At 73.3% G+C, this 24810-nt stretch carries 20 protein-coding genes; 11 read left to right on the top strand and 9 right to left on the bottom strand.

The features are described from left to right. Positions 1 to 14 precede the first annotated feature (14 nt). Both O2W53_RS13535 and O2W53_RS13530 read left to right on the top strand, forming a co-directional pair. On the top strand, positions 15 to 1739 hold the full coding sequence (locus O2W53_RS13535; RefSeq protein ID WP_269163566.1) for a DUF349 domain-containing protein: 1725 nt from the start codon (positions 15 to 17) through the stop codon (positions 1737 to 1739). A gap of 253 nt (positions 1740 to 1992) precedes the next feature. Continuing rightward, positions 1993 to 3135, top strand: coding sequence for a glutathione-independent formaldehyde dehydrogenase (locus tag O2W53_RS13530; protein ID WP_269163565.1), 1143 nt, complete (start codon positions 1993 to 1995; stop codon positions 3133 to 3135). A 114-nt stretch (positions 3136 to 3249) separates the two neighbouring features. Here the strand turns inward: O2W53_RS13530 and miaB are convergent, their stop codons facing one another. Next, complete coding sequence (miaB, locus tag O2W53_RS13525) at positions 3250 to 4713, bottom strand: tRNA (N6-isopentenyl adenosine(37)-C2)-methylthiotransferase MiaB (RefSeq protein ID WP_269163564.1); 1464 nt, start codon at positions 4711 to 4713, stop codon at positions 3250 to 3252. A 205-nt stretch (positions 4714 to 4918) separates the two neighbouring features. On the opposite strand from miaB, the gene O2W53_RS13520 reads away from it, so the two are divergent. The 6 genes from O2W53_RS13520 (at position 4919) to O2W53_RS13495 (ending at position 9650) form a co-directional block, all read left to right on the top strand. Next, the gene (locus O2W53_RS13520; protein WP_269163563.1) at positions 4919 to 5638 is read left to right on the top strand and encodes an amino acid ABC transporter ATP-binding protein; all 720 of its coding nucleotides are present in this window, start codon (positions 4919 to 4921) and stop codon (positions 5636 to 5638) included. 29 nt (positions 5639 to 5667) lie between these two features. Further along, a complete protein-coding gene (locus O2W53_RS13515; protein WP_269163562.1) occupies positions 5668 to 6558 on the top strand; it encodes a glutamate ABC transporter substrate-binding protein in 891 nt (296 codons plus the stop codon). A gap of 84 nt (positions 6559 to 6642) precedes the next feature. Continuing rightward, the gene (locus O2W53_RS13510; protein WP_036334129.1) at positions 6643 to 7290 is read left to right on the top strand and encodes an amino acid ABC transporter permease; all 648 of its coding nucleotides are present in this window, start codon (positions 6643 to 6645) and stop codon (positions 7288 to 7290) included. Further along, positions 7287 to 8168 carry an amino acid ABC transporter permease gene (locus O2W53_RS13505; protein WP_269163561.1) on the top strand — a complete coding sequence of 294 codons (882 nt, stop codon included), beginning with the start codon at positions 7287 to 7289 and terminating at the stop codon, positions 8166 to 8168. Before O2W53_RS13510 ends, O2W53_RS13505 begins: the two co-directional genes overlap by 4 nt. A gap of 276 nt (positions 8169 to 8444) precedes the next feature. Further along, positions 8445 to 8855, top strand: a complete 411-nt coding sequence (locus O2W53_RS13500) for a hypothetical protein (RefSeq protein ID WP_269163560.1) — start codon at positions 8445 to 8447, stop codon at positions 8853 to 8855. Positions 8856 to 8981: 126 nt separating this feature from the next. Next, positions 8982 to 9650, top strand: a complete 669-nt coding sequence (locus O2W53_RS13495; protein WP_269163559.1) for a formylglycine-generating enzyme family protein — start codon at positions 8982 to 8984, stop codon at positions 9648 to 9650. Between the two features lie 78 nt (positions 9651 to 9728). Here O2W53_RS13495 and O2W53_RS13490 read toward each other — a convergent pair whose 3' ends face one another. The 3 genes from O2W53_RS13490 to O2W53_RS13480 form a co-directional block, all read right to left on the bottom strand. Then, positions 9729 to 10496: a regulatory protein RecX gene (locus O2W53_RS13490; protein ID WP_269163558.1), complete on the bottom strand. Its 768-nt coding sequence runs from the start codon at positions 10494 to 10496 to the stop codon at positions 9729 to 9731. A gap of 251 nt (positions 10497 to 10747) precedes the next feature. Beyond that, complete coding sequence (gene recA / locus O2W53_RS13485) at positions 10748 to 11782, bottom strand: recombinase RecA (RefSeq protein WP_269163557.1); 1035 nt, start codon at positions 11780 to 11782, stop codon at positions 10748 to 10750. Between the two features lie 205 nt (positions 11783 to 11987). Continuing rightward, positions 11988 to 12398 (bottom strand): winged helix-turn-helix transcriptional regulator, encoded by a 411-nt coding sequence (locus O2W53_RS13480; protein WP_269163556.1) that lies wholly within the window; start codon positions 12396 to 12398, stop codon positions 11988 to 11990. An 80-nt stretch (positions 12399 to 12478) separates the two neighbouring features. Between O2W53_RS13480 and O2W53_RS13475 the strand changes: the two genes are divergently transcribed. Further along, complete coding sequence (locus O2W53_RS13475) at positions 12479 to 13336, top strand: NAD(P)H-binding protein (RefSeq protein ID WP_269163555.1); 858 nt, start codon at positions 12479 to 12481, stop codon at positions 13334 to 13336. A gap of 44 nt (positions 13337 to 13380) precedes the next feature. On the opposite strand, the gene O2W53_RS13470 is transcribed toward O2W53_RS13475, so the two are convergent. From O2W53_RS13470 to O2W53_RS13450, 5 genes are all read right to left on the bottom strand, one after another. After that, positions 13381 to 13575 (bottom strand): DUF3046 domain-containing protein, encoded by a 195-nt coding sequence (locus O2W53_RS13470; protein WP_036334075.1) that lies wholly within the window; start codon positions 13573 to 13575, stop codon positions 13381 to 13383. A gap of 178 nt (positions 13576 to 13753) precedes the next feature. After that, complete coding sequence (locus O2W53_RS13465) at positions 13754 to 15034, bottom strand: MFS transporter (RefSeq protein WP_269163554.1); 1281 nt, start codon at positions 15032 to 15034, stop codon at positions 13754 to 13756. A gap of 80 nt (positions 15035 to 15114) precedes the next feature. Continuing rightward, positions 15115 to 17661: a beta-glucosidase family protein gene (locus O2W53_RS13460; protein WP_269163553.1), complete on the bottom strand. Its 2547-nt coding sequence runs from the start codon at positions 17659 to 17661 to the stop codon at positions 15115 to 15117. Between the two features lie 112 nt (positions 17662 to 17773). Beyond that, positions 17774 to 18919 carry an acyl-CoA dehydrogenase family protein gene (locus tag O2W53_RS13455; RefSeq protein ID WP_269163552.1) on the bottom strand — a complete coding sequence of 382 codons (1146 nt, stop codon included), beginning with the start codon at positions 18917 to 18919 and terminating at the stop codon, positions 17774 to 17776. Between the two features lie 15 nt (positions 18920 to 18934). Then, a complete protein-coding gene (locus O2W53_RS13450; protein WP_269163551.1) occupies positions 18935 to 19159 on the bottom strand; it encodes a KTSC domain-containing protein in 225 nt (74 codons plus the stop codon). A gap of 108 nt (positions 19160 to 19267) precedes the next feature. Between O2W53_RS13450 and O2W53_RS13445 the strand changes: the two genes are divergently transcribed. Continuing rightward, positions 19268 to 20032, top strand: coding sequence for a class I SAM-dependent methyltransferase (locus O2W53_RS13445; protein ID WP_269163550.1), 765 nt, complete (start codon positions 19268 to 19270; stop codon positions 20030 to 20032). A 63-nt stretch (positions 20033 to 20095) separates the two neighbouring features. Further along, on the top strand, positions 20096 to 24703 hold the full coding sequence (locus tag O2W53_RS13440) for an ATP-dependent helicase (protein ID WP_269163549.1): 4608 nt from the start codon (positions 20096 to 20098) through the stop codon (positions 24701 to 24703). Positions 24704 to 24810: the final 107 nt, after the last annotated feature.

Raw genomic sequence — 24810 nt, 5'->3', positions numbered from 1 at the left:
GGGAGACTGCTCACGTGTCGAGCACGGAGAACACCGGAGACCGGACCCAGCAGGCCACCGCCGCCCCCGAGGAGCGCCCTGAGGATGCGGTCGTCGAGGTGACGTCGCCCGACGAGGGGCCACTGGCCGCGACCCCGGGCGCCGCCGTCCCGGCGGACGCGCAGCCCGACGGCAGCGGCCCCGCCATCGACGGACCCGGGGCCGCCGAGCCCCCGGCTGCGCAGCCCGATGACACCGCCTCCGCGGCCGTCACCCCCGAGGCGGGCACCCCTGCCGCCGCCGCCCCGGCCGATGCCGCGGTCGCCGACCCGACCAGCGACGTCCCCACCACCGACGTCCCCACCGACCTCCCGGCCACCGACGCACCGACCGGCGACGCATCGACCGGCGACGCATCGACCGGCGACGCATCGACCGGCGACGACCCTGCGTCCGCCCCACGGCCGACCCCCTCCCCCTCCCCCGCGCCGTCCAGCACCGCCAGCAGCTCGGCGCCGGCCGACGTCCCGACCGTCATCCCGGCCATGCCCGCCTCCGACCCGTCCGCCTGGGGCCGGGTCGACGAGGAGGGCACGGTCTACGTGCGCACCGCCACCGGCGAGCGCACCGTCGGCTCCTGGCAGGCCGGCGCCCCGGCCGAGGGCCTGGCCCACTACGGCCGCCGCTTCGACGACCTGGCCACCGAGGTCACCCTGCTCGAGGCGCGGCTGGCCGCGCACACCGGCAACCCGGGCGAGATCCGCACCAAGGCCCAGGAGCTCGCCGACTCGATCCCGCTCGCCCAGGCGGTCGGCGACCTGGACAGCCTGTCCGCCCGCGCCCGGGCGATGGTCAGCATGGCCGACACCGCCGTCGCGGCGAACCGGGCCGAGAAGGCGGCCCAGCGCGCGGTGCAGGTCCAGCGCAAGGAGGCGCTCGCCGCCGAGGCGGAGCAGATCGCCGCGGACTCCACGCAGTGGAAGGCCGCCGGTGACCGGCTCAAGGCGATCGTCGAGGAGTGGAAGACGATCAAGGGCATCGACCGCAAGACCGACGAGGCGCTGTGGCAGCGCTTCGCGGCCGCGCGGGACGCCTTCGGTCGCCGCCGTGGCGCCCACTTCGCGGAGCTGGACAAGCAGCGGGGTGAGTCGCGGGCGGCCAAGAGCGAGCTGATCGCCGAGGCCGAGCGGCTGTCCGCCTCCACCGAGTGGGGCCCCACCAGCGCGGCGATGCGCGGGCTGATGGACCGCTGGAAGGCCGTGCCGCGGGTCGGCCGGGACACCGACGACGACCTGTGGAAGAAGTTCCGCGCCGCCCAGGACGTGTTCTTCGCCGCCCGCACCGCCAACGACCAGGCGCGCAGCAGCGACGAGCTGGCCAACCAGAAGGCCAAGGAGGAGCTGCTCGCCGAGGCGGAGAAGCTCGACCCGGCCAACAAGGGCAACCAGAACGCACTGCGCAAGATCCAGGAGCGCTACGACGCCATCGGGCACGTGCCCCGCGGCGCCATGCGCGAGCTCGAGGACCGGATGCGCACCGTCGAGGAGAAGTTCCGCGGCGCGAGTGAGTCCGCACGCCCCCGGGTCCAGCCGGAGAACCCGCTGCTGACCTCGATGCGGGCGGCGGTGACCAAGGCCGAGGACCAGCTGGCCAAGGCGCAGGCCGCCGGCAACGCGAAGCGCATCAGCGAGGCCGAGGCCAACCTGACCACCCGCCGGGAGTGGCTGGCCGAGGCCGAGAAGTCCGCCGGCCGTCGCTGAGCGAGGGCCCCACCGGGGCCAGGTACGAGACAGGGCCCGTCCGGTCGTTCCGGACGGGCCCTGTCTCGTATCGCGTTGCGTGCATTCGTGTAGCGCGCGATCGGTCGGGTAGGTCTGTCCACGACCGGGTCCTGCCCGTGACGACGGCGCCCGCAGCCCTGCTCGCGAGCCGCTGTCCCTCCCCGGGGCCGCCATCTGCGCCCCGCCGGCCCGGTCTGGGATCCACACCACTGTCGAGACAGAGGAGCCCGCCATGAAGGCAGTCGTCTACCGAGGCCCGAAGAACGTCGCCGTCGAGGAGGTGCCGGACGCCACGATCCAGGCGCCCACCGACGCGGTCATCCGGATCACCACCACCAACATCTGCGGGTCCGACCTGCACATGTACGAGGGCCGCACCTCCGTGGAGGAGGGCAAGGTCCTCGGCCACGAGAACATGGGCGTCGTCGAGGCCGTCGGCGACGGCGTCGACCGGATCAAGGTCGGCGACCGGGTGTCGGTCCCGTTCAACATCGCCTGTGGCACCTGCCGCAACTGCACCGACGGCTGGACGTCGTTCTGCCTGCGCGCCAACCCCACCGAGGGGATGGACGGCGCGGCGTACGGCTACGCGAACATGGGTCCCTACGACGGCGGGCAGGCCGAGTACCTGCGGGTGCCGTGGGCGGACTTCAACCTGCTGCACCTGCCCGAGGGCACCGAGCACGAGAACGACTTCACGATGCTCTCGGACATCTTCCCGACCGGCTGGCACGGCGTGGAGCTGTCCGGCTTCCAGGTCGGCGACCGGGTGGCGGTGTTCGGCGGTGGCCCCGTGGGGCTGATGGCCGCGCACAGCGCCATGATCCGCGGCGCCTCCGAGGTCTTCGTCGTGGACAAGGAGACCGACCGGCTGGCGCTGGCGGAGAAGTTCGGGGCCACCCCGATCGACTTCAGCGCCGGTGACCCGGTGGAGCAGCTGATGCAGGCCACCGGCGGGCGCGGGGTCGACCGCGGCGTGGAGGCGGTCGGCTACCAGGCGCACGACTCCGGTGGCGAGGAGCACCCCGAGCTGGTGCTGGACAACCTCGTGCAGGTGGTCCGCTCCACCGGCGGGATCGGCGTCGTCGGCGTCTACGTGCCGCAGGACCCGGGCGCGACCAGCGACCTGGCCAAGGAGGGGCGCATCCCCTGGCAGTTCGGCACCTTCTTCACCAAGGGCCAGTCGATGGGCACCGGGCAGGCGCCGGTCAAGCGCTACAACCGGCAGCTGCGGGACCTGATCATCGACGGCAAGGCCAACCCGGGCCTGATCACCAGCCACGAGCTGGGCCTGGACCAGGCCGTGGAGGGCTACCGGCGCTTCGACGACCGGGACCAGGGCTGGACCAAGGTGCTGCTGCACCCGGGCAGCTGACCTCCACCGGGACGTCCCACCCGGTGACCTGATCGAAGGACCGTCCCCCTGCACCGACCCCCGGTGCAGGGGGACGGTCCTTCGTCCGTCCGGGACCTCCCGGGCCCGGTGAGGTCAGCTGCAGGCGGGGACCGCGGCCGGCAGCGGCGCCGGGACGCCGATCCCGGGCATGCCGAGCGTGACGCCGGGCGTGGTCGGGCGGGTGCCGGCCTCGCTCGCGTCGCCGGCCCGGGTGCGCCGGTGGGAGACCAGCTCACCGTCGGCGACCAGGAAGTGCGGCTTCGCGGCGGTCACGACCGTCTCCACGACGTCCCCGGCCCGGACGCCGTCGGCGGCGGTGAAGTGGACCAGCCGGCCGTCACGGGCCCGGCCGGAGAGCCGGCCGCGGGCGGCGTCCTTGCTCCCCTCGCCTGCGGCGACGAGCAGCTCGACCGGCCGGCCGACGAGCGCCCGGTTCTCCGCCCAGCTGATCTCCTCCTGCAGGGCGGTCAGTCGCAGGTAGCGCTCCTGGACGACCTCCTTGGGCAGCTGCCCGTCCATCTCCGCGGCCGGGGTGCCCGGCCGCTTGGAGTACTGGAAGGTGAAGGCACTGGAGAAGCGGGCCTGCCGGACGACGTCGAGGGTCTGGGAGAAGTCCGCCTCGGTCTCGCCCGGGAACCCGACGATGATGTCGGTGGTGATCGCGGCGTCGGGCATGGCAGCCCGCACCCGGTCGATGATCCCGAGGTAGCGGTCCTGGCGGTAGCCGCGGCGCATCCGGCGCAGCACGTCGTCCGACCCGCTCTGCAGCGGCATGTGCAGCTGGTGGCAGACCACCGGCGTCTCCGCCATCGCCGCGATGACGTCGTCGGTGAACTCACGCGGGTGCGGGCTGGTGAAGCGGACCCGCTCGAGGCCCTCGATCCGCCCCGTCGCGCGCAGCAGGTCGGCGAAGGCGCCGCGCTCGCGGAACTCGACGCCGTAGGCGTTCACGTTCTGCCCGAGCAGGGTCACCTCGAGCACGCCCTGGTCGACCAGTGCCTGCACCTCGGCCAGGATCTCGCCCGGACGGCGGTCCTTCTCCTTGCCGCGCAGCGCCGGGACGATGCAGAACGTGCAGGTGTTGTTGCACCCGACGCTGATCGACACCCAGCCGGAGTGGGCCGAGTCCCGCTTGGCCGGCAGCGTGGAGGGGAAGACCTCCAGCGACTCGACGATCTCCACCTGGGCCTCGGCGTTGTGCCGGGCCCGCTCCAGCAGCACTGGCAGCGAGCCGACGTTGTGGGTGCCGAAGACGACGTCGACCCAGGGCGCGCGCTTGACGATCTCGCCGCGGTCCTTCTGCGCCAGGCAGCCACCGACGGCGATCTGCATGCCGGGGTGGGCGTCCTTGACCGGGCGCAGGTGCCCGAGGTTGCCGTAGAGCCGGTTGTCGGCGTTCTCCCGGACCGCGCAGGTGTTGAGCACGACGACGTCGGCGTCGGTGCCGTCGGGGGCCGCCGAGTACCCGGCCGACTCGAGCAGGCCGGAGAGGCGCTCGGAGTCGTGCACGTTCATCTGGCAGCCGTAGGTGCGCACGAGGTAGGTCTTGCCGTTCACCACCGGGATCGTACGGGGGTGCGAGGGGTACCCGGTGCACGTCGACGACTCCGGTTGGTGACCGGCAGGACCACGACCGGGTGAACGCCGGGGTCCTCCGGAGCTTCGTTACAGCTTCGTGATGCCTTCGCGACGTTCCTGGGGTGCAAGCCACCTAGGGTCACCCGCTGTGACCGAACGCCCGACCGGAGACCCTCTCGTCCGCATGTCCGGCGTCGACAAGTGGTTCGGCGAACTGCACGTCCTGCAGGACATCGACCTGACGGTCGACCGCGGCGAGGTGGTCGTCGTCATCGGACCGTCGGGTTCGGGCAAGTCGACGCTGTGCCGCACGATCAACCGCCTCGAGTCCATCGAGAACGGTGAGATCACCATCGACGGCGAGCGCCTGCCCGAGGAGGGCAAGGAGCTGGCCCGGCTGCGCGCCGACGTCGGCATGGTGTTCCAGAGCTTCAACCTCTTCGCGCACAAGTCGGTGCTGGAGAACGTGACGCTGGGGCCGATCAAGGTCCGCAAGCAGTCCAAGGCCGACGCCGAGAAGCGGGCCCGCGAGCTGCTCGACCGGGTCGGCGTCGGAGCCCAGGCCGACAAGGTGCCCGCCCAGCTCTCCGGCGGCCAGCAGCAGCGCGTGGCGATCGCCCGGGCGCTGGCGATGGACCCGAAGGTGATGCTCTTCGACGAGCCGACCTCGGCCCTGGACCCGGAGATGATCAACGAGGTCCTCGAGGTGATGGTCGGGCTCGCCCAGGACGGGATGACCATGATCGTGGTCACCCACGAGATGGGCTTCGCCCGCCGGGCGGCCAACCGTGTCGTCTTCATGGACGGCGGCCGCATCGTCGAGTCCGCGACGCCGGAGGAGTTCTTCACCAACCCGAGCTCCGACCGGGCCAAGGACTTCCTCTCCAAGATCTTGAACCACTGATCACCCGCACATCCACGAGAGGACCCTCCATGCGCATCACCCGCTACGCCGCCGCCCTCGCGGCCACCGGCGTCGTCCTCGCCGGCTGCTCCAGCGACGCCGGCGAGACCACCGAAGACGCCGCCGGCGGCAACGCCGAGGTCGCCGACGACGTCTCCTTCGACGAGGGCACGACGATGGCCGAGCTCGCGGAGTCCGGGACGATCACCGTCGGCACGAAGTTCGACCAGCCCGGGTTCGGACTGGCCGGGCCCGACGGCGTCCCTGAGGGCTTCGACGTCGAGATCGCCGAGCTGATCGCCGCCGAGCTGGGCATCGCCACCGACGACATCGAGTGGGTGGAGACGGTCTCGGCCAACCGCGAGTCGTTCATCCAGAACGAGGACGTCGACATGGTCGTGGCCACCTACACGATCAACGACTCGCGCAAGGAGCTCATCGACTTCGCCGGCCCGTACTACGAGGCCGGCCAGGACATCATGGTCGCTGCCGGCAACCCGCTCGGCATCGAGGGCCCGGACGACCTCGCCGGACAGAACGTCTGCTCGGTCGAGGGCTCGACGCCCGCGGAGGAGATCCGCACCAACTACCCCGAGGCGACGCTGACGCTGTTCGACGTGTACTCCAAGTGCGCCGACGCGCTGCGCAACGGTCAGGTCGACGCGGTCACCACCGACAACGTCATCCTCACCGGCCTGGTCGCCGGCGCGCCCGACGCGTTCGAGCTGGTGGGCAACCCGTTCACCGAGGAGCCCTACGGCATCGGCATCACCAAGGGCGACGACGAGTTCCGGAGCTTCATCAACGACACCCTCGAGGCGTCCTTCGAGGACGGCTCGTGGGCCGAGGCCTGGGACCGCACCGCCGGCGCCATCACCGGCACGGACGCTCCCGAGCCGCCCTCGGTCGACCGCTACTGACCCTGTTGACCCCGGCGAGGCGCCGGCGGCGGGTCGACCCCGCTCGCCGGCGCCTCGCCGCCGCTCGCCCTGAGAGGAGGCGTGGTGCAGTTCCTGATCGACAACTTCGACCTGTTCTGGGACGCCTTCCTCACGACGCTGAGCCTGTCCTTGCTCGCCTGCCTGGTGGCCCTGGTCCTCGGCACGGTGCTGGCCGCGATGCGGGTCAGCCCGATCGCTCCGCTGCGCGGGCTGGCCACGTTCTACGTGGAGACCTTCCGCAACACCCCGCTCACGGTGGTCTTCTTCTTCATGATCTTCGGGCTGCCGCAGATCGACTTCGTGATCGACTTCTTCACGGGCGCGGTGCTCTCGGTCGGGCTCTACACCGCTGCCTTCGTCTGCGAGGCGCTGCGCTCGGGGATCAACTCCGTCTCGCCCGGCCAGGCCGAGGCGGCCCGCGCCCTGGGCCTGACCTTCGGTCAGTCACTGCGCGAGGTGGTCCTCCCGCAGGCGTTCCGCACCGTCGTCCCGCCGTTGGGCAACGTGCTGATCGCGATGGTGAAGAACACCTCGATCGCGGCCGGCTTCTCGGTGAGCGAACTGAGCTCCCTGCTCCCACGGCTCGTGAACGCCAGCGCCGGTGACCTGACTGCCATCCTCGTCGGGGTCGTGGTGGGCTACATGCTGATCACGCTGCCGTCGGCGCTGGCCGTGCACCGCATCGAACGACGGGTGGCGATCCTCCGATGACCACACCAGTGCTCTTCGACGTCCAGGGGCCCCGCGCCCGCGCCCGCGCACGGGTCGGCACCGCGATCGGCGCAGTGCTCGTCCTTGCGATCATCGGCTTCGTCCTGCTCCGGCTGGGTGGGAACGGCCAGCTGGAGCCCGAGCGCTGGGCGATCCTGTTCGACCCCTCCAGCGGGGTCCCGCAAGCGCTGGGCCGCGCCCTGCTGCGCACCCTGCAGGTCGCGGCGGTCGCCATGGTCCTCGCCACGCTGCTGGGGCTGCTGCTGGCGGTGGGGCGGTTGTCCGACCACCGCTTCATCCGCGTCCCGGTGTCCGCGGTCATCGAGTTCTTCCGCGCGATCCCGCTGCTGGTCGTGATCTTCGCGCTGTACTTCGTCCTCCCGAAGTACGGCGTGCGGCTGAGCACGTTCACCGCACTGACCGGCGGCCTCGTCCTCTACAACATGGCCGTGCTGGCCGAGATCTTCCGGGCCGGCATCCTGTCCATCGACAGGGGCCAGCGCGAGGCCGGGTTCGGCCTCGGGCTGCGCAAGTCGCAGGTCATGACCCTGATCCTCTTGCCGCAGGCGACCCGGCGGATGCTCCCCGTGCTGGTCGCCCAGCTCGTGGTGCTGCTGAAGGACACGTCGCTGGGCTTCATCATCAGCTACCTGGAGCTGCTCCGGCAGGCGCGTGGGCTCGTCGAGTACTTCAACTCCCTCTTCGGCGACCGGTACACCTTCCAGCTCTACGTGGCGGCCGGGCTGATCTACATCCTGATCAACGTGCTCCTCTCCATGCTGGCCCGGTACACCGAGCGCCGTACCAACCGCGCCGGCCGCAAGGCGGTGACCGCTGCGCCCGCCGACCAGATGGGCGGCGGAGGCGGCGCGACCTGACCGAGGCGGCACGACGAGTGACCGCGCAGCCCGATGGTCCGCACTCGGCCCCGGCGTCCACCCTGGACGCCGGGGCCGAGTGCTGAGGGCACCCGCTGCAGCCGGTCCGCGTGTGCCCGGGACCTCGGTCCTGTGGGGCGGGCGAGACCCCGCCCGCCCAAAGCCGTCACATCCGACCCATCGCCCCCGGCTGGCTGGCCGACTGCCGGAGTCCGGGGCGCGTCTTGGCACTTTCAGCCGGTGACGGTGCCGTCGCTCACTGCCGAGAGTGGGGGTGTGACCTCGACTGCCGCCGCTCCGCGCCACATGCACCTGGACCTCGACGAGGACGACGACCTGGCCACCACCACCCAGATCTTCGTGAGCAAGCTGCGTGCCAGCGCACGCCGGTTCGCCGCCGCCTCCGGAGCGGACTCGGCGATCGTCCGAGAGGCCGTGCCACCGGCCCGGCACCGTCGCTCTCGCTGCCGGGTGGTGCTGCTGTACACCGGTGGCCAGGAGTCCGACGTGACCTTCCTGGGGCCGTCCAGCTCGGTGGCTGGCAAGGAGGTCACCATGTCCCAGTTCGACACCGCGATCGAGCTGTGGCTGCGGGCCGGGCAGGAGCGCAGCCGGCGTTGGCTGATGCCGGACGAGGAGGCCGCCGACGGCGTGGCCATCGACATCTCCGCCTGGTTGAACCGCTGACTCCCTGACGGACGCCCTGCGCGGGCACCGGGGTGCGGGCCCATGCAGGCCGGCCACGCGCTCGCGCGGGCGTCGCCGCGCGGACCACTGGGCGCATCGCGCCTGGAGCCGTGGTCCACTGCCCCGGTGCCGACACTGGAGGACCTGCTACCGGTGCCGGGTGGGGAGATCGTCCTCCGGGATGAGGGTTCCCAGGTCACCTGGCCGATCGACGTCACCGACTTCTGGCTCGCCCCCACACCGGTGACCCAGGAGCTGTACGGCGCGGTCATGGGTGCAGCGCCGGCCAACCCAGCGGGGCCCCGGACGCCGGTCACCGAGGTGTCCTGGTTCGAGGCCGTGCGGTTCTGCAACTCCCTGTCCCGGGCGGACGGGCTGGAGCCCTGCTACGTGCTGGGCGGGGACCCGGATGGACTGGACATCGGCTGGGACGCCACGGCGTCGGGCTACCGCCTGCCGACCGAGGCGGAGTGGGAGCACGCCTGCCGAGCGGGCAGCTCTGAGGTGCGGCACGGTCAGCTCGACGACATCGCCTGGTACCGCGGCAACTCCGGGGACCGGGTGCACGAGGTCGCTACCCGGGCGCCGAACGCCTGGGGCTTCCACGACATGATCGGCAACGTCTGGGAGTGGTGCTGGGACCTGTTCGACCCGGACGTCTACGGCCCGTACCGGGTGTTCCGCGGCGGCGGTTGGCAGGACCACCCGCACAGCTGTCGAGCGTCGTGTCGCCGCAAGAGCCACCCGACCCTGCGCATCGACGACCTCGGCTTCCGACTCGCCCGGCAGTGCTGACCGGTGGCACCGACGCGCGGCACCGCGCCACCAGCAACAAAGCGGCACCTGCCCGGCTGATCCGCGCCGGCGGCCGGACTAGGACAAGTCGTCGGCCGGCATCCCCTCGGTTGGTGGACGACGCCGGCCGATCGGCCGGGCGCGCCCCTCCCCCACCTCGACACTGCCCTCGATGCCCGACGGGTCGAGGCCGACCGCTGCGGCGGCCTCACGGGAAGCGCGTGCCGCAGCCCGTGCCTCTGACCTCTCCCGGGACCAGGCCACGGGCGCAGTACCGGGTGGGTCCAGCTCGACGAACCCCTCGCCGACGTCGGAGCGGTCTGGTGAACCGCCACACGAGTCGGCGCCCGCGCGGTACGCGGAGTCATCGTCCGGCTCGTCGCGGCCGTCGAGGGCCTCGCGCACCACGTAGCCGGCCAGCCCGCCGCCGTAGCCCTTGCGGGCGAGCATGCCGATCAGACGCCGCTCCGCGGTGACCCGGTCGAGCCGGCGCATCGAGGGGAGCTTCCGCTCGACCAGCCGCCGGGCGGAGTCCCACTCGTCCTGCGGGTCGACCTCCGCGACGGCAGCCGCAGCCACCTCCCCGTCGACCCCCTTCGCCCGCAGCTCGGCGCTGAGTGCCCGCCGGGCCAGCCCACGACCGGACTGCCGGGTGGAGACCCAGGCAGCTGCGAAGGCGGCGTCGTCGATGAGGCCGACCTCGGTGAACCGGTCGAGCACCGCGGCCGCGGCCTCGTCGGGCACGTCCTTCTTGGCCAGCAGGTCGGCCAGTTGCTTGCGGGTCTTCGGCGTGCCGGTCAGCGCCCGCAGACAGATCCCCCGGGCGACCGCCTCGGGGTCCTCCATCTCGGCCGGGTCACCGGACTCCTCCGGGTCAGCCGAGCGGCGACTCCACTGGGGCCCCGAGCTGCGACCGCTACGTTCCCGGCGCCCGCCCGACCCGATCGGGTCGGACGAGTCGGGACCGCGGCGGGCACTGCCGGCCCCGGGGCGACGCCGACCGGACCGGCGACCTCTGTCACCGGCCGGTACGACGTCGTCCCCGGAGCCCTCGCCGCCCGGCCCGTCGTCGAACGGGGCGTCCGACACCGGCGGGATCAGAAGTCGGCCGGAGCGGCCGCCGGGGCCTCGACGGCGACGACCCCGATGCCGAGCTTCTCCTTGATCTTCTTCTCGATCTCGTCGGCGAGGTCGGGGTTGTCCCGCAGGAAGGTGCGGGCGTTCTCCTTGCCCTGGCCGAGCTGATCGCCCTCGTAGGTGTACCAAGCGCCGGACTTGCGGACGAAGCCCTGCTCCACACCGATGTCGATGAGCCCGCCCTCGCGGCTGAAGCCGGTGCCCCAGATCAGGTCGAGCTCGGCCTGCTTGAAGGGGGCCGCCACCTTGTTCTTGACCACCTTCACGCGGACCCGGCTGCCGACCGCGTCGGTGCCCTGCTTCAGGGTCTCGATCCGGCGGATGTCGAGACGGACCGAGGCGTAGAACTTCAGCGCACGGCCACCGGTGGTCACCTCGGGCGAGCCGTAGACGACGCCGACCTTCTCCCGCAGCTGGTTGATGAAGATGCAGGTGGTGCCGGAGTTGCTGAGCGCGCCGGTGATCTTGCGCAGCGCCTGGCTCATCAGGCGGGCCTGCAGGCCGACGTGGCTGTCGCCCATCTCGCCCTCGATCTCGGCCCGGGGCACCAGGGCCGCCACCGAGTCGACGACGATCAGGTCGAGCGCGCCGGAGCGGATCAGCATGTCGGCGATCTCCAGCGCCTGCTCACCGGTGTCGGGCTGGCTGATCAGCAGTGCGTCGGTGTCGACGCCGATCGCCCGGGCGTAGTCGGGGTCGAGGGCGTGCTCGGCATCGATGAAGGCGACGATGCCGCCCGCCGCCTGGGCGTTGGCCACCGCGTGCAGGGCGACCGTCGTCTTGCCGGACGCCTCGGGGCCGTACACCTCGACCACACGGCCACGGGGCAGGCCACCGACGCCGAGGGCGATGTCGAGGGCGATCGAGCCGGTCGGGATGACCTTCATGGCGACCTCGGGCGAGTCGCCCAGGCGCATGACGGAGCCCTTGCCGAACTGCTTGTCGATCTGGGCGAGGGCCATGTCGAGGGCCTTGTCGCGGTCGAGCGTTGCCATGGTGGCCACCTTCGGATGTCGCTGTAGCGGGTCGTCGCCGACGCTAGGGCGGGGGTCTGACACTTTCCGCGGACCGGGTGCATCTGTGGACGGACACCGGACCTGTGGACGCCACCGTAGGCCGAACACCTGTTCGAATCCAGTGACACGCCAGATCGGCGCGCCGTGCCGTCCAGCACCCTCGGCGTCCACCGGGACAGCCCGGTCAGCGCGGCGGACGGACCTCGTCGGCGAGGGCCCGGGCCGCGTGCACGGCCGGCATCCGCCCCTCGACGAAGGAGATGACCGCCAGCAGGTGGGGCACGAGGGCGACGCCGTCCTCGGTCAGCCGGTACTCCACGTGCGGGGGGATCGTCGACCGCACCTCGCGGTGCACCCAGCCGTCCCGCTCGAGGGTCTGCAGGCTCTGCGCCAGCATCCGCTCGCTCACCCCCTCGACCCGGCGGCGCAGCTCGCCGAACCGGTGCGGGGACTCGGCCAGGGCCGACAGTGCCAGCAACGACCACTTGCCGGTCACGTGCTCCAGCGCCTCGCGGGAGGTGCAGGCGCGCCGGAAGACGTCGGCCACCAGCTGCTCGACCGTCTGCTCCACCGCACCCCCAGCCACCTCGCGCACGCCGCCAGGGTACCGTCCGACGGGCTGGCACTCACTTTTCGTAAGTGCCTACCGTGCAGGAAGCACTCGGAGGAGTCCCCTTGATCACCGTCACCGGAGCCAGCGGCCACCTCGGCCGGCTCGTCGTCACCGGACTGCTCGACGCCGGGGTGCCCGCCGGCGAGGTCGTCGCCGTCGTCCGCACCCCCGGGAAGGCCAGCGACCTGGCCGCCCGTGGCGTGCAGGTCCGCCAGGCCGAGTACGGTGACCCGGCGAGCCTGCAGACCGCCCTGCAGGGCACCGACCGGCTGCTGCTGGTCTCCGGCAGCGAGGTGGGCCAGCGGGTGACCCAGCACGGCAACGTGCTGCAGGCGGCCCGGGCCGCGGGCGTCGCGCTGGTCGTCTACACCAGCGCGCCGAAGGTCGACGACACCCCGCTCCCCCTGGCCCCCGAGCACGCCGCCACCGAGCAGCTGATCGCCGAGGCCGGGCTCCCGGCGGTGGTGTTGCGCAACAACTGGTACCTGGAGAACTACGACCAGCCGATCACGACGGCCGCTGCGACCGGCGAGGTCGTCGGCAGCTCGGGGGCGGGTCGGATCGCCGCGGCGACGCGCGCCGACTTCGCAGCCGGCGCAGTCGCCGTCCTGACCGCGGCGGAGCCGGAGCCGGGCGTCGTGGAGCTGGGCGGGGACCAGCCGTTCACGCTCGCCGACCTGGCCGACGCCGTCGCCGCCGAGACGGGCCGGGAGGTCACCTACCGCGACCTGTCCGCCGAGGAGCACGTGCAGTTCCTGCTCGGACAGGGCCTGCCGCAGGAGACCGCCGAGTTCGTCGTCGGCCTCGACCAGTCGATCGCCCAGGGCGCCCTGGAGACCGGAAGCACCGCACTGTCGGCGCTCATCGGCCGGCCGACCACCTCGCTCGCCGAGTACGTCCGCTCGGTCCTCGCGGACTGAGGCCTCGTCCCGCCGGAGGCCGCACCTCCCTCCGGGGGGACGGCTCAGCGTTCCTTCGGCGGGACGTCGTACTCCTTGCAGATCTCCAGCCAGACCGTGCGCACCGGCACGCCCGCCTCGATCGCCTCGGCGGCGGTGCGCCCGCCCAGCGGACCGAAGACGTGGTCACTGGCGACGCTCTGCGCACGGATCGCACCGAACTGGCGCTCCATCCGGGACCGGAACTCCTGCAGCCGCACGCCACGACGGTACCCACCCGCCGGGAGCCCGTGCGCCGGGCACCACCGGCCCCGGGCCGTGGCCTCTACCCTCGTCGCATGGTCCCCAGCACCGGCTCCCCCACCTGGGACCTGATCCTGCAGATCGCCATCGTCGGCGCCTTGGTCGCACTCCTGGTCCTGCTGGCCCGCGACTACCTCAACCGGCGCTGAGCCGGGGGCGGGCCCGCACCCAGACCACCAGCAGTGGGCCGATGAGCGCTGCGGACACCGCCGCCACCAGCCCGAAGCCGCCGAGCGCGAGCAACGGGCCACCCACCGCGCCGGCCACGGCTGCCCCCAGGCCCATGAGCAGGTCGGTCGCGCCCTGCGCCGACGGGCGGACCTCGGCGGACACGGACTCGGTGACCAGGGTCGACCCGGCCACCAGCCCACAGGACCAGCCCAGCCCGAGCAGGAACAACCCGACGCCGAGCTGGAGGGCGGCCCCCGGGGGCGCCGTGCCCGCGACCACGGCGGCCAGCAGGAGCAGCACCCCACCCAGTGCGACCGTCGCCGCCCGCCCGGCTCGGTCGGCGAGCCAGCCGACCACCGGGGAGAACAGGTACATCCCGGCCACGTGCACGCTGATGACCAGGCCGATCACCCGCAGCGTCGTCCCGTCGGCCCCGGAGTGTCCGGCGCCCATGTGGACCGGGGTCATCACCATCAGCCCGACCATCACCGCGTGCGAGACGACGACGGCGGTCAGCCCGAGCCGCCCACCGGGGGTCGCCCACACAGCGCGCAGCGCCGCTGCCGAACCCGACCGCAGGGCCGGCGGCCCGGCCGGGCGGGTGGCCGCGGTGAGCTCCCGGGCCAGCAGCAGCGGGTCGGGGCGGAGCAGCAGGAGCACCCCGAGGACGACGACCGCGAACACCGCGATGGACAGCACGAACGCCCCACCCAGCGCAGGCAGCCCGAGCGCGCGCCCCAGGTCGTCGGCCGGGCCGGCCAGGTTCGGCCCGAGCACCGAGCCGATCGTGGTCGCCCAGACCACCAGGGACAGCGAGCGGCCACGGTGCTCGGGAGCGGCCAGGTCGGCGGCGGCGTAGCGGGCCTGCAGCCCGCTGGTGGTGGCGGCCCCGAACAGGAAGAGGCCGACGAGCAGGAGGAGCAGGGAGGACGACGCCGCGGCCGCGACGACGACCAGGGAGCCGACGCCCGCGACCCCGTAGCCCAGGGACAGCCCGACGCGTCGGCCGTACCGGTCGCTGACCTGGGCCAGCGGGACGGCGATCAGGGCAGCACCCAGGACGCTCGCCGTCTGCCCCAGCCCGGCGGCGGCGTCGCTCCCGGCGACGTCCCGGGCGAGCAGCCCCCCGACCGTGATGCCGATGGTCACGCCGAGCCCGCCGAGGGCCACCCCGGCCGAGAGCACCCCCAGCGTGCGGCGCTGGACGACGGCCTGGTCGGGAGGGGACAGCGACGGTCGGGTCACCGGGTGAGTGTGCCCGACCGTCGCCGCTGATCGGCCGGTCGACGGCCCGCCGGTGAGGGTCCGCCGGCGGGCCGAGCGGCTCAGCGGACGCGCACCGAGTCCGTCAGCCGCACGTCGTCCGAGGCTGCGCCGACGAGCACCGGACGGACGCCGCAGGCGCGCTCCCACCGGTCGTCCTCGGCGTCCCACACCGAGAGCTGGCGTTCGTCGACCTCGATCGTCACCCGCTGCCGCTCGCCCGGCTCCAGCGTCACCCGGTCGAAGCCGGCCAGCTGGAGCGTCGGCGTGCCGGCCGCGGTGCCGGCGCCCAGGTAGACCTGCGGCACCTCGGTGCCGGTCCGCGACCCGGTGTTGGTGAGCACGAAGGACACCTCCACGCCGTCCCGGCCGGTGCGGGTGCGCAGCCGGGAGTAGTCGAACGACGTGTAGGACAGCCCGTGCCCGAAGGCGAACAACGGGTCGGTGTCGGTGGCCGCGTACCAGCGGTACCCGACGTCCGTGCCCTCGGTGTAGGTCTGCTGGTCGGGCACCCCGTCACCGTCGAGGTCGACGCCCGGGTAGTTCGCCGGGTCGCTGACCGGCGTCCGGGCCGGGTCGGCCGGGTACGTCTGCGGGAGCTTGCCGGCCGGACCGGCCACACCGGTGAGCAGGTCGACGGTCGCCTCGGCGCCCTCCTGACCCGGGTACCACATCTGCAGCACCGCCGAGACGTCGTCCAGCCACGGCATGAGCACCGGGTCGCCGGTGTTCAGCACGACCACCGTGCGCGGGTTCGCCGCCGCCACGGCGGCGATGACCTCGTCCTGGAACCCGGGCAGCGCCAGCGACGCCCGGTCCTCCCCCTCGGTGCCCTCGTTGTAGCCGAAGACCACCGCGGTGTGCGCCGCCTCGGCCGCGGAGACGGCCTCGTCGATCCGCTGCTGACGCAGCTGCGGGGTCGTCCAGTGCAGGCGGAGCTGCACCGGCGCCTCGACCGTCCCGGTGCCGCTCACCGTGAAGGCGACCTGCTCGCCGGCCGCCAGCTCGACGGTCCAGCTGTCGTTGATGAAGCCGTCAGCGGTGGGGATGAGGCTGCCGCCCAGCGCACCGAACCGGTTCTGGGTGGAGGCCACCTGCTCCTCGCCCAGGGTCACCTCGGCGCCGGGCCCGGTGGTCTGCAGGTGGAACGTGTACGTGCCGGCCTCGGGGGCGGTGACGGTGACGTCCTCGCTGAACTCCCCGGTGAGAGCGGCCTCGCCGGTGAGTTCCAGCGGGCTGCCGCTGCCCAGCACCGCGCCGGGCACCAGCTCGCCCTCCAGGTCCTCACCGGTCGCCCAGGTGACGTCGGCGCCGCCGGCCTCGAGCACCTCGACGGTGCTGTCGACCGCACCGGCGTCGGGGTTGACCCGGGCGCTGCCGCCGCCGCCGATCAACGGGGTGGCCGCCGTGGGCCCGACCACCGCGAGACTGGCCAGTGCCTCGTCGGACAGCGGGAGAGCGCCCTGCTCGTTGCGCAGCAGGACGGCGCCCTCCGTCGCCACCTGCCGGGCCACCGCGGCGTTCTCCTCGACCGCACGCTCGGGGTCCTCCCCCACGCCGTCGAGCAGTCCGACCTCGGCCATCGCGGTCAGCACGCCGGTGACCGCCCGGTCCAGCGCGGCCGCGACCGGCTCGGACAGGTCGCGCTCGGTCACCTGCCCGTCGCCGTCGACGTCCTGGGCCAGCTCGGGGAAGGCCATCGGCCGGGGCATCTCGACGTCCAGCCCGGCCACCAGGGCCTCGGGCCCGTGGATGGCGAACCAGTCGGTCATGACGAAGCCGTCGAAGCCCCACTGCTCGCGCAACACCTCGGTGAGGAGCTCGGAGTTCTGGCAGGCCTGGACGGACTCGACCTGGTTGTAGGCGCACATGACCGCGCCGATCCCGGCGTCGACGACCGCCTCGAAGCCGGCCAGCTCCGTCTCGTGCAGGGTCTTCTCGTCGACCAGGACGTCCAGGCCGGCGCGGCCCAGTTCCTGGTTGTTCGCCGCGAAGTGCTTGGCCGTGGCGATGACGCCGTGGTCCTGGATGCCGGAGACCTGCGGGGCCGCGAGGGAGGCGGTGAGGAGCGGGTCCTCGCTCAGCGTCTCGAAGTTCCGGCCGGCGTAGGGGGTGCGGACCAGGTTCATCATCGGGCCGAGCAGCACCTCCATGCCCAGCGCGTCGGCCTCCTGACCGAGCACCCCGCCGTATGCGGCGGCCAGCTCCGGGGAGAACGTCGCCCCGAGCGCGACCGGGGCCGGCAGCGCGGTGGCCGGCTCCGCGGCGCGGACGCCCGAGGGCCCGTCGGCCATGTCGAGGGTCGGGATGCCCAGTCGCGGGACCCCGCCCAGGGCACCGGCGGCACCGTTGCTACCGGCGGTCCCCCCGAGCAACCCGAACTTCTCCGGGACGGTCAGCTGGGCCACCAGGGCGGCCACCTGCCGCGCGATGCGGTCCTGGTGGCCACGATCGTGGCCGTGCCCGTTGCCGTTGCGGTGTCCGTTGCCGTCGGCGTGCCGGTCGGTGCCCGGCGAGGCGAGCGCCGGGGTGGCCCCGCCGGTGACGACCGCCGCCGCGGCGACGAGGGCGACGCCGGCACGCAGGCGTCGAGTTCGGTGCGGTCTCATGTGCGACTCCTGTGTCGCGCCCGGGGTGACCCCGATGTCCCCCGAGACGGGGCCGAACCTAGGGACCGGCTGAGCCGCCACACAACCAGGGTTCCGGTGGGTGGCAACGTCGTCAGAGACCCATCGAACGCCCCACGATCTCCTTCATGATCTCGTTGGTCCCGCCGTAGATCGACTGCACCCGGGCGTCCCGCCAGGCCTTGGAGACCCGGTACTCGCTCATGTAGCCGTAGCCGCCGTGCAGCTGCAGGCACCGGTCGGCGACCTTGTTCTGCAGCTCCGTCGTCCACCACTTGGCCATCGCGGCATCGGTCGCGGTGAGGTCGCCGCTGTCGAGCTGGCGCACGCACTCGTCGACGAAGGTCCGCGCGATCGTCACCTCCGTCTGCAGCTCGGCGAGGACGAAGCGGGAGTTCTGGAAGGACCCGACGGGCCGGCCGAACGCCGTCCGGGTGGTGACGTACTCGACGGTCAGCGCGAGCACGGTCTCGGCGGCGGCCACCGCGGAGACCGCGATGTGCAGCCGCTCCTGCGGCAGGTTCTGCATCAGGTGGGCGAAGCCGCGCCCCTCGGTGCCCAGCAGGTTGGCGGCGGGCACGCGGACGTCGTCGAAGAACAGCTCGGCGGTGTCCTGCGCCTTCAGCCCGACCTTGTCCAGGTTCCGGCCCCGGGAGAAGCCGGCCATGTCGCGCTCGACGACGAGCAGGCTGAGGCCCTTGGACCCCGGCGCGTCGGGGTCCGTGCGCGCCACGACGATGACCAGGTCGGCGTTGATGCCGTTGGTGATGAAGGTCTTCGAGCCGTTGAGCACCCAGTGCTCGCCGTCCCGGCGGGCGGTGGTGCCGATGCCCTGCAGGTCGCTGCCGGCGGCGGGCTCGGTCATCGCGATCGCGGTGATCAGCTCACCGGTGCAGAAGCCGGGCAGCCAACGCTGCTTCTGCTCCTCGGTGGCGAGGTCCTGCAGGTAGGGGCCGACGACGTCGTTGTGCAGCCCGAAGCCCACACCGCTGGCGCCGATCCGGACGAGCTCCTCGCTCAGCACGCAGGACCAGCGGAAGTCGCGCACCCCGCCGCCGCCGTACCGCTCGTCCACCCCGATGCCCAGCAGCCCCTGCGCGCCGGCCGTCGTCCACAGCTCCCGCGGCACGATGCCGGCGCGTTCCCAGTCGTCGTGGAACGGCGCGACCTCCTTCTCGCAGAAGGCCCGGACGCTGCTCCGGAAGTCGTCGTGGTCGGCCTCGTACAGGCTGTGACGCATGCCACGGAGTGTGGCTCAGCCCCAGCGCCGGCCGACAGCCCGGTAGCCGAAGTCGGGCTTGATCTCGGTGTTGAGGAAGCGGCCCTTGCTCTCCGCGCGGAGCAGGGACAGCACGCGCTCCGCCGGCACCTCGAGGAAGTGGTAGACGCGTCCGTCGGTGAACACGATCTCGAGGACCTGCTGCTCCTCGTCGTAGCCGACGGTCGCGATGCTGGAGGACTGCACCGCTGCTCGCTGCATGGCTGCCCCCTGGGGGACGACGGCTGAATGACACCAGTGTGATCCGCCCGGGTCCGCATGTCGACGAATCCGCTTGTCGACCCGGCGACGGGTCGACAGGCTGCCGCGGTGCGCACCTTCGAGGAGCTCGTCGCCGAGGGCGCAGCCGTGCCGACCGAGGGCTGGGACTTCTCCTGGTTCGTCGGCCGGGCGACCGAGGAGCGCCCTCCCTGGGGCTGGCGCGGGCTGCTGGCCGACCGGCTCGGGAGTGCCCTCGGCTCGCTGGACCTGCAGACCGGCGGCGGCGAGGTGTACGCCGAGGCACTGGCCCGGGCCGCGCGGCGGCCCGGGCGGGTGGCCGCCACCGAGTCGTGGCCGCCGAACCTCGCCCTCGCCCGGCGGCGCCTGGCGGAGTGGGGCGGCGAGGTGGCCGAGGTGGCGGACGACGGCCCGCTCCCGTTCCCCGACGCCGCCTTCGACCTGGTGAGCAGCCGGCACCCCACCGTCCAGCGCTGGGACGAGATCGCCCGCGTCCTCTCCCCCGGCGGCAGCCACCTGTGCCAGGGCATCGGGTCGGGCACCCACCGGGTGCTGGCCGAAGCGCTGCTGGGGCCCCTGCCCGGCGCCGACGAGCCCACCGGCGACCTGGCCGCCGAGGCCGCCCGGGCGGCCGGCCTGCAGGTGGTCGACCTGCGGGCCTCCCGCTGCCGGGTGGAGTTCCGCGACGTCGGCGCGGTCGTGCACTTCCTGCGCAAGGTGGTCTGGACGGTGCCGGACTTCTCGGTGGAGCGGTACCGCCCGCAGCTCGCCGAGGTGCACCGCCGGATCGAGCGGGACGGCGCCTTCGTGTCGTGGTCGCAGCGCTACCTGATCGAGGCCCGCCGCCCGCGGTGAACCGCTGGCCAGTGGCACCGGCTGCCCGGGGCGAACTGTCGTACCCGCGTGGACACTGGTCGCGTGTCCGCTCTCGAGCGTTTCTCGGCGCCCACCCAGGCGTGGTTCACCGGTGCGTTCGAGCAGCCGACCGCAGCACAGGAGGGCGCCTGGACGGCGATCAGCAGCGGCGAGCACGCCCTGGTCGTCGCCCCCACCGGGTCGGGCAAGACGCTGGCGGCCTTCCTCTGGTCGCTCGACCGGCTGGCCGCCACGCCCCCGCCGGAGGACCCGCTGGCCCGCTGCCGGGTCCTCTACGTCTCCCCGCTCAAGGCGCTGGCCGTCGACGTCGAGCGCAACCTGCGCGCACCGCTGACCGGGATCGGTCAGGCCGCCGCCCGGCTGGGTCAGGAACGACCGGAGATCAGCGTCGGCATCCGCTCCGGTGACACCCCGGCCGACGAGCGACGGCTGTTCGCCAAGCGCCCGCCGGACATCCTGATCACCACCCCGGAGTCGCTGTTCCTGCTGCTCACCAGCCAGGCCCGGGAGTCGCTGCGCGGGGTGGAGACGGTGATCCTCGACGAGGTGCACGCCGTCTGCGGCAGCAAGCGCGGCGCGCACCTGGCGGTCTCCCTCGACCGGCTCGACGAGCTGCTGGAGCGGCCGGCCCAGCGGATCGGGTTGTCGGCGACGGTCCGCCCGCTCGAGGAGGTGTCGACCTTCCTCGCCGGCGGCCGCCCGGTCCAGGTGGTCGCCCCGCCGTCGACCAAGCAGTGGGACCTGTCGGTCGTCGTCCCGGTCGAGGACATGAGCCAGCTCGGGCAGCCCACCGGCGAGCTGGAGGGGTCGGCGGCGGGCAACCAGCCGCGGACGTCGATCTGGCCGGCGGTCGAGGAGCGGGTGCTCGACCTGATCGAGACCCACCGCAGCACCATCGTGTTCGCCAACTCCCGCCGCCTGGCCGAGCGGTTGACCAGCCGGCTGAACGAGCTGGCCTACGAGCGCGCCACCGGTGAGCCGATGCCGCACGGCGCCAACCCCGCCGAGCTGATGGCCCAGGCCGGCTCCGGCGGTGGGCTGCCGGCGGACGTGAAGCCGGTCGCCTCCGCACACCACGGCTCGGTCTCCCGGGAACAGCGCGCGGTGGTCGAGGAGGCGCTCAAGTCCGGGCAGCTGCCGGCCGTGGTCGCCACCTCCTCCCTGGAGCTGGGCATCGACATGGGCGCTGTCGACCTGGTGGTCCAGGTCGAGTCGCCGCCGAACGTGGCGGCCGGGCTGCAGCGGGTGGGCCGGGCCGGCCACCAGGTGGGCGCGGTCAGCGAGGGCGTCATCTTCCCGAAGTTCCGCGGCGACCTGGTGCAGAGCGCCGTCGTCGCCGAGCGGATGCGGGCCGGCGCCATCGAGTCGACCCGCTACCTGCGCAACCCACTCGACGTGCTGGCCCAGCAGATCGTCGCGATGGTCTCCGAGCGGCCGCGCACCGTCGACGAGGTCGCCGCCGTGCTGCGCCGCTCGGCCGCCTTCGCCTCGCTGCCCGACTCCGCCCTGCATGCGGTGCTGGACATGCTGGCCGGCCGCTACCCCTCCGACGCCTTCGCCGAGCTGCGGCCCCGGCTGACCTGGGACCGGGTCACCGACACGCTCACCGCCCGCGCCGGCGCCCAGCGGCTGGCGGTCACCAGCGGCGGCACCATCCCCGACCGCGGGCTGTTCGGCGTCTTCCTCGTCTCCGGTGCGGGGGCGAACGGTGGTCGCCGGGTCGGTGAGCTGGACGAGGAGATGGTCTACGAGTCCCGGGTGGGCGACGTCTTCCTGCTCGGGTCCTCCTCGTGGCGGATCGAGGAGATCACCCACGACCGGGTCCTGGTCAGCCCGGCGCCCGGCCAGCCCGGCAAGATGCCGTTCTGGCACGGCGACACCCTGGGCCGCCCGCTGGAGCTGGGCCGGGCTCTGGGTGCCTTCCTGCGCGAGGTCGGCTCGGCCACGCCGGAGGCGGGCATGGACCGGGCCCGCGCCGCCGGCCTGGACGCCTGGGGTGCGAGCAACCTGTTCGCCTACCTGGCCGAGCAGAAGGCGGCCACCGGCCACCTGCCCGACGACCGCACGCTGCTGGTCGAGCGGTTCCGCGACGAGCTCGGCGACTGGCGGCTGGTCGTGCACTCCCCCTTCGGCGCCCAGGTCAACGCCCCCTGGGCGCTGGTGCTCGCCGCCCGGCTCCGCGAGCGCTACGGCGTCGACGTCGCGTCCATGCACTCCGACGACGGCATCGTGCTGCGGCTCCCGGACACCACCGGCGAGGCGCCGGAGGCCGACCTCGCGCTGCTGGACCCGGACGACGTCGAGCGGGAGGTCACTGCCGAGGTCGGCAACTCCGCGCTGTTCGCCAGCCGGTTCCGTGAGTGCGCCGCCCGGGCACTGCTGCTCCCCCGTCGCGACCCGCGGCGGCGCACCCCGCTGTGGCAGCAGCGGCAGCGCGCGGCCCAGCTGCTCTCGGTGGCGAGTGAGTTCTCCTCGTTCCCGATCACCCTGGAGGCGGTCCGGGAGGTGCTGCAGGACGTCTACGACGTGCCCGGGCTGGTCGAGCTGATGAGCGACGTGCGCGCCCGCCGGGTGCGGCTGGTCGACGTGCAGACCCAGACGGCCTCGCCGTTCGCCCAGTCGCTGCTGTTCGGCTACGTAGGCCAGTTCATCTACGAGGGCGACGCCCCGCTGGCCGAGCGCCGCGCCCAGGCGCTCGCCCTGGACACCGGGCTGCTGGCCGAGCTGCTGGGCCGCTCCGAGCTGCGCGAACTGCTCGACGGCGATGCGATGGCCGAGGTCGAGGCGGAGCTGCAGCGGCTGCCCGAGCAGCGGCACCCGCGCGACGTCGACGGCGCCAGCGACCTCCTCCGCGGCGTCGGTGACCTCACCGTGGCCGAGGCGGGGGCCCGCGGCGTGCCGGCCGACTGGCTCTCGGAGCTCGTCGTCGCCCGGCGGGCGCTCGTGGTGCGGATCGCCGGGGAGGAGCGGTACGTCGCCATCGAGGACGCCGGCCGACTCCGCGACGCACTGGGCACCGCACTGCCGGTCGGGGTGCCGGAGGTGTTCACCGAGCCGGTGGCCGATCCGCTCGGTGACCTGATCGGCCGCTACGCCCGCACCCACGGCCCCTTCGCCCCGCCGGAGGTCGCGGCCCGGCTGGGCCTCGGCGTCGCCGTCGTCACCGCCACCGTGCAGCGGCTGGTCGGCACCGGCCGGCTGGTCACCGGCGAGTTCCGGCCGGGCGGCATCGGCCAGGAGTGGTGCGACGCCGAGGTGCTGCGCTCGATCCGGCGCCGGTCGCTGGCCAAGCTGCGCCAGGAGGTCGAGCCGGTCCCGATCGACACGCTGGCCCGGTTCACGCCGTCCTGGCAGTCGGTCGGCGGCCGGATGCGCGGGGTCGACGGCGTCCTGGCGGTGGTCGAGCAGCTGGCCGGCGCGCTGGTGCCCGCCTCGGCGCTGGAGTCGCTGGTGCTGCCGTCTCGGGTGCATGACTACTCGCCCGCGATGCTCGACGAGCTGACCAGCGCCGGCGAGGTGCTGTGGGCCGGCGCGGGCGGGCTCTCCGGTGGTGACGGCTGGGTGACCCTGGCGCCGGCCGACCTGGCCCCGCTGCTCCTGCCCGAGCCGCCCGGGGGTGCGGCGACCGAGGGCGGCGTCGGGCAGCTCCTGCTCGACGAGCTCGCCGGTGGCCAGGCGCTCTTCTTCCGGGCGCTGTCCGACCGGGTGGGCGCCACCGACGACACCGCGCTGGCCGAGGAGGTCTGGGACCTGGTCTGGGCCGGGGCCCTCACCAACGACACCCTCGCACCGCTCCGCACCCGGTTGTCTGGCGGCGGGACGCACAAGAAGCAGGCGGCCGCTCCCCGCGCCCGGCTGGACCGCAGCCGGTACGGCCGCACGAGGCTCGGCCGCCCGGCGATGCCCAGCCGCACCGGTCCCCCGTCGATGGCCGGGCGCTGGTCGCGGTTGCCCGAGCTGGAGGGCAACGCCACCAAGCGCACCACCGCGCGGGCGGAGGCACTGCTGGAACGGCACGGCGTGCTGACCCGCGGCGCGGTGCAGGCCGAGCAGGTGACCGGGGGCTTCTCCGCCGTCTACCCGGTGCTGCGGGCGTTCGAGGAGAACGGCCGGGCCCGCCGGGGCTACTTCGTCGAGACCCTCGGCGCGGCCCAGTTCGGCACCCCCGGTTCGGTCGACCGGCTGCGCAGCTTCGCCAGCCCCGACCGCACACCCGCCGGCCCGGTCGTGCTCGCCGCCACCGACCCGGCCAACGTCTACGGCGCCGCACTCCCCTGGCCGGAGCGCGCGGTCGCCTCCGCCGACGGCCCGGTCGACGGCCCCGCCGTCGACCTCGGTGAGGGCACCGGCAGCCGGAAGAGCGGACACCGGGCCGGGCGGAAGGCAGGTGCCCTGGTCGTGCTGGTCGACGGCGAGCTCGTGCTCTACGTCGAGCGCGGCGGGAAGACGCTGCTGTCCTGGACGGAGGAGGAGACCGTGCTCAAGGAGGCCGCCACCGCGCTGTCCGGCGCGGTCGCCTCCGGGGCACTGGGCCGGATGATCGTGCAGAAGGCCGACGGCGCGTCGGTGCACGAGTCCGGCCCGCTCACCGCGGCGCTGCAGGCAGCCGGCTTCGCCGCCACCCCGCGCGGCCTGCGCCTGCGCAACTAGCCCCGCGACCCCACCGTTGTGCGCTCACTGGCGCTCTCTGCCGCGCGGAGCGCCGCTGAGCGCACAACGGGCGCGCGGAGCGCCCCTGAGCGCGCCGGGCGCACGCA

This window comes from Modestobacter sp. VKM Ac-2978 (genome assembly GCF_026968025.1).
Taxonomy (GTDB): domain Bacteria; phylum Actinomycetota; class Actinomycetes; order Mycobacteriales; family Geodermatophilaceae; genus Modestobacter.
Note: the sequence above shows the minus strand (reverse complement) of the source record. Positions and strands in the feature narration are given on the sequence as shown.

Excerpts from the sequence above, each read along its gene's own strand:
- O2W53_RS13530 (WP_269163565.1), top strand. The coding sequence starts at position 1,993 with ATGAAGGCAGTCGTCTACCGAGGCCCGAAGAACGTCGCCGTCGAGGAG.
- O2W53_RS13520 (WP_269163563.1), top strand. The coding sequence starts at position 4,919 with ATGTCCGGCGTCGACAAGTGGTTCGGCGAACTGCACGTCCTGCAGGAC.
- O2W53_RS13515 (WP_269163562.1), top strand. The coding sequence starts at position 5,668 with ATGCGCATCACCCGCTACGCCGCCGCCCTCGCGGCCACCGGCGTCGTC.
- O2W53_RS13505 (WP_269163561.1), top strand. The coding sequence starts at position 7,287 with ATGACCACACCAGTGCTCTTCGACGTCCAGGGGCCCCGCGCCCGCGCC.
- O2W53_RS13490 (WP_269163558.1), bottom strand. The coding sequence starts at position 10,496 with ATGGAGGACCCCGAGGCGGTCGCCCGGGGGATCTGTCTGCGGGCGCTG.
- recA (WP_269163557.1), bottom strand. The coding sequence starts at position 11,782 with ATGGCAACGCTCGACCGCGACAAGGCCCTCGACATGGCCCTCGCCCAG.
- O2W53_RS13460 (WP_269163553.1), bottom strand. The coding sequence starts at position 17,661 with ATGAGACCGCACCGAACTCGACGCCTGCGTGCCGGCGTCGCCCTCGTC.
- O2W53_RS13455 (WP_269163552.1), bottom strand. The coding sequence starts at position 18,919 with ATGCGTCACAGCCTGTACGAGGCCGACCACGACGACTTCCGGAGCAGC.
- O2W53_RS13450 (WP_269163551.1), bottom strand. The coding sequence starts at position 19,159 with ATGCAGCGAGCAGCGGTGCAGTCCTCCAGCATCGCGACCGTCGGCTAC.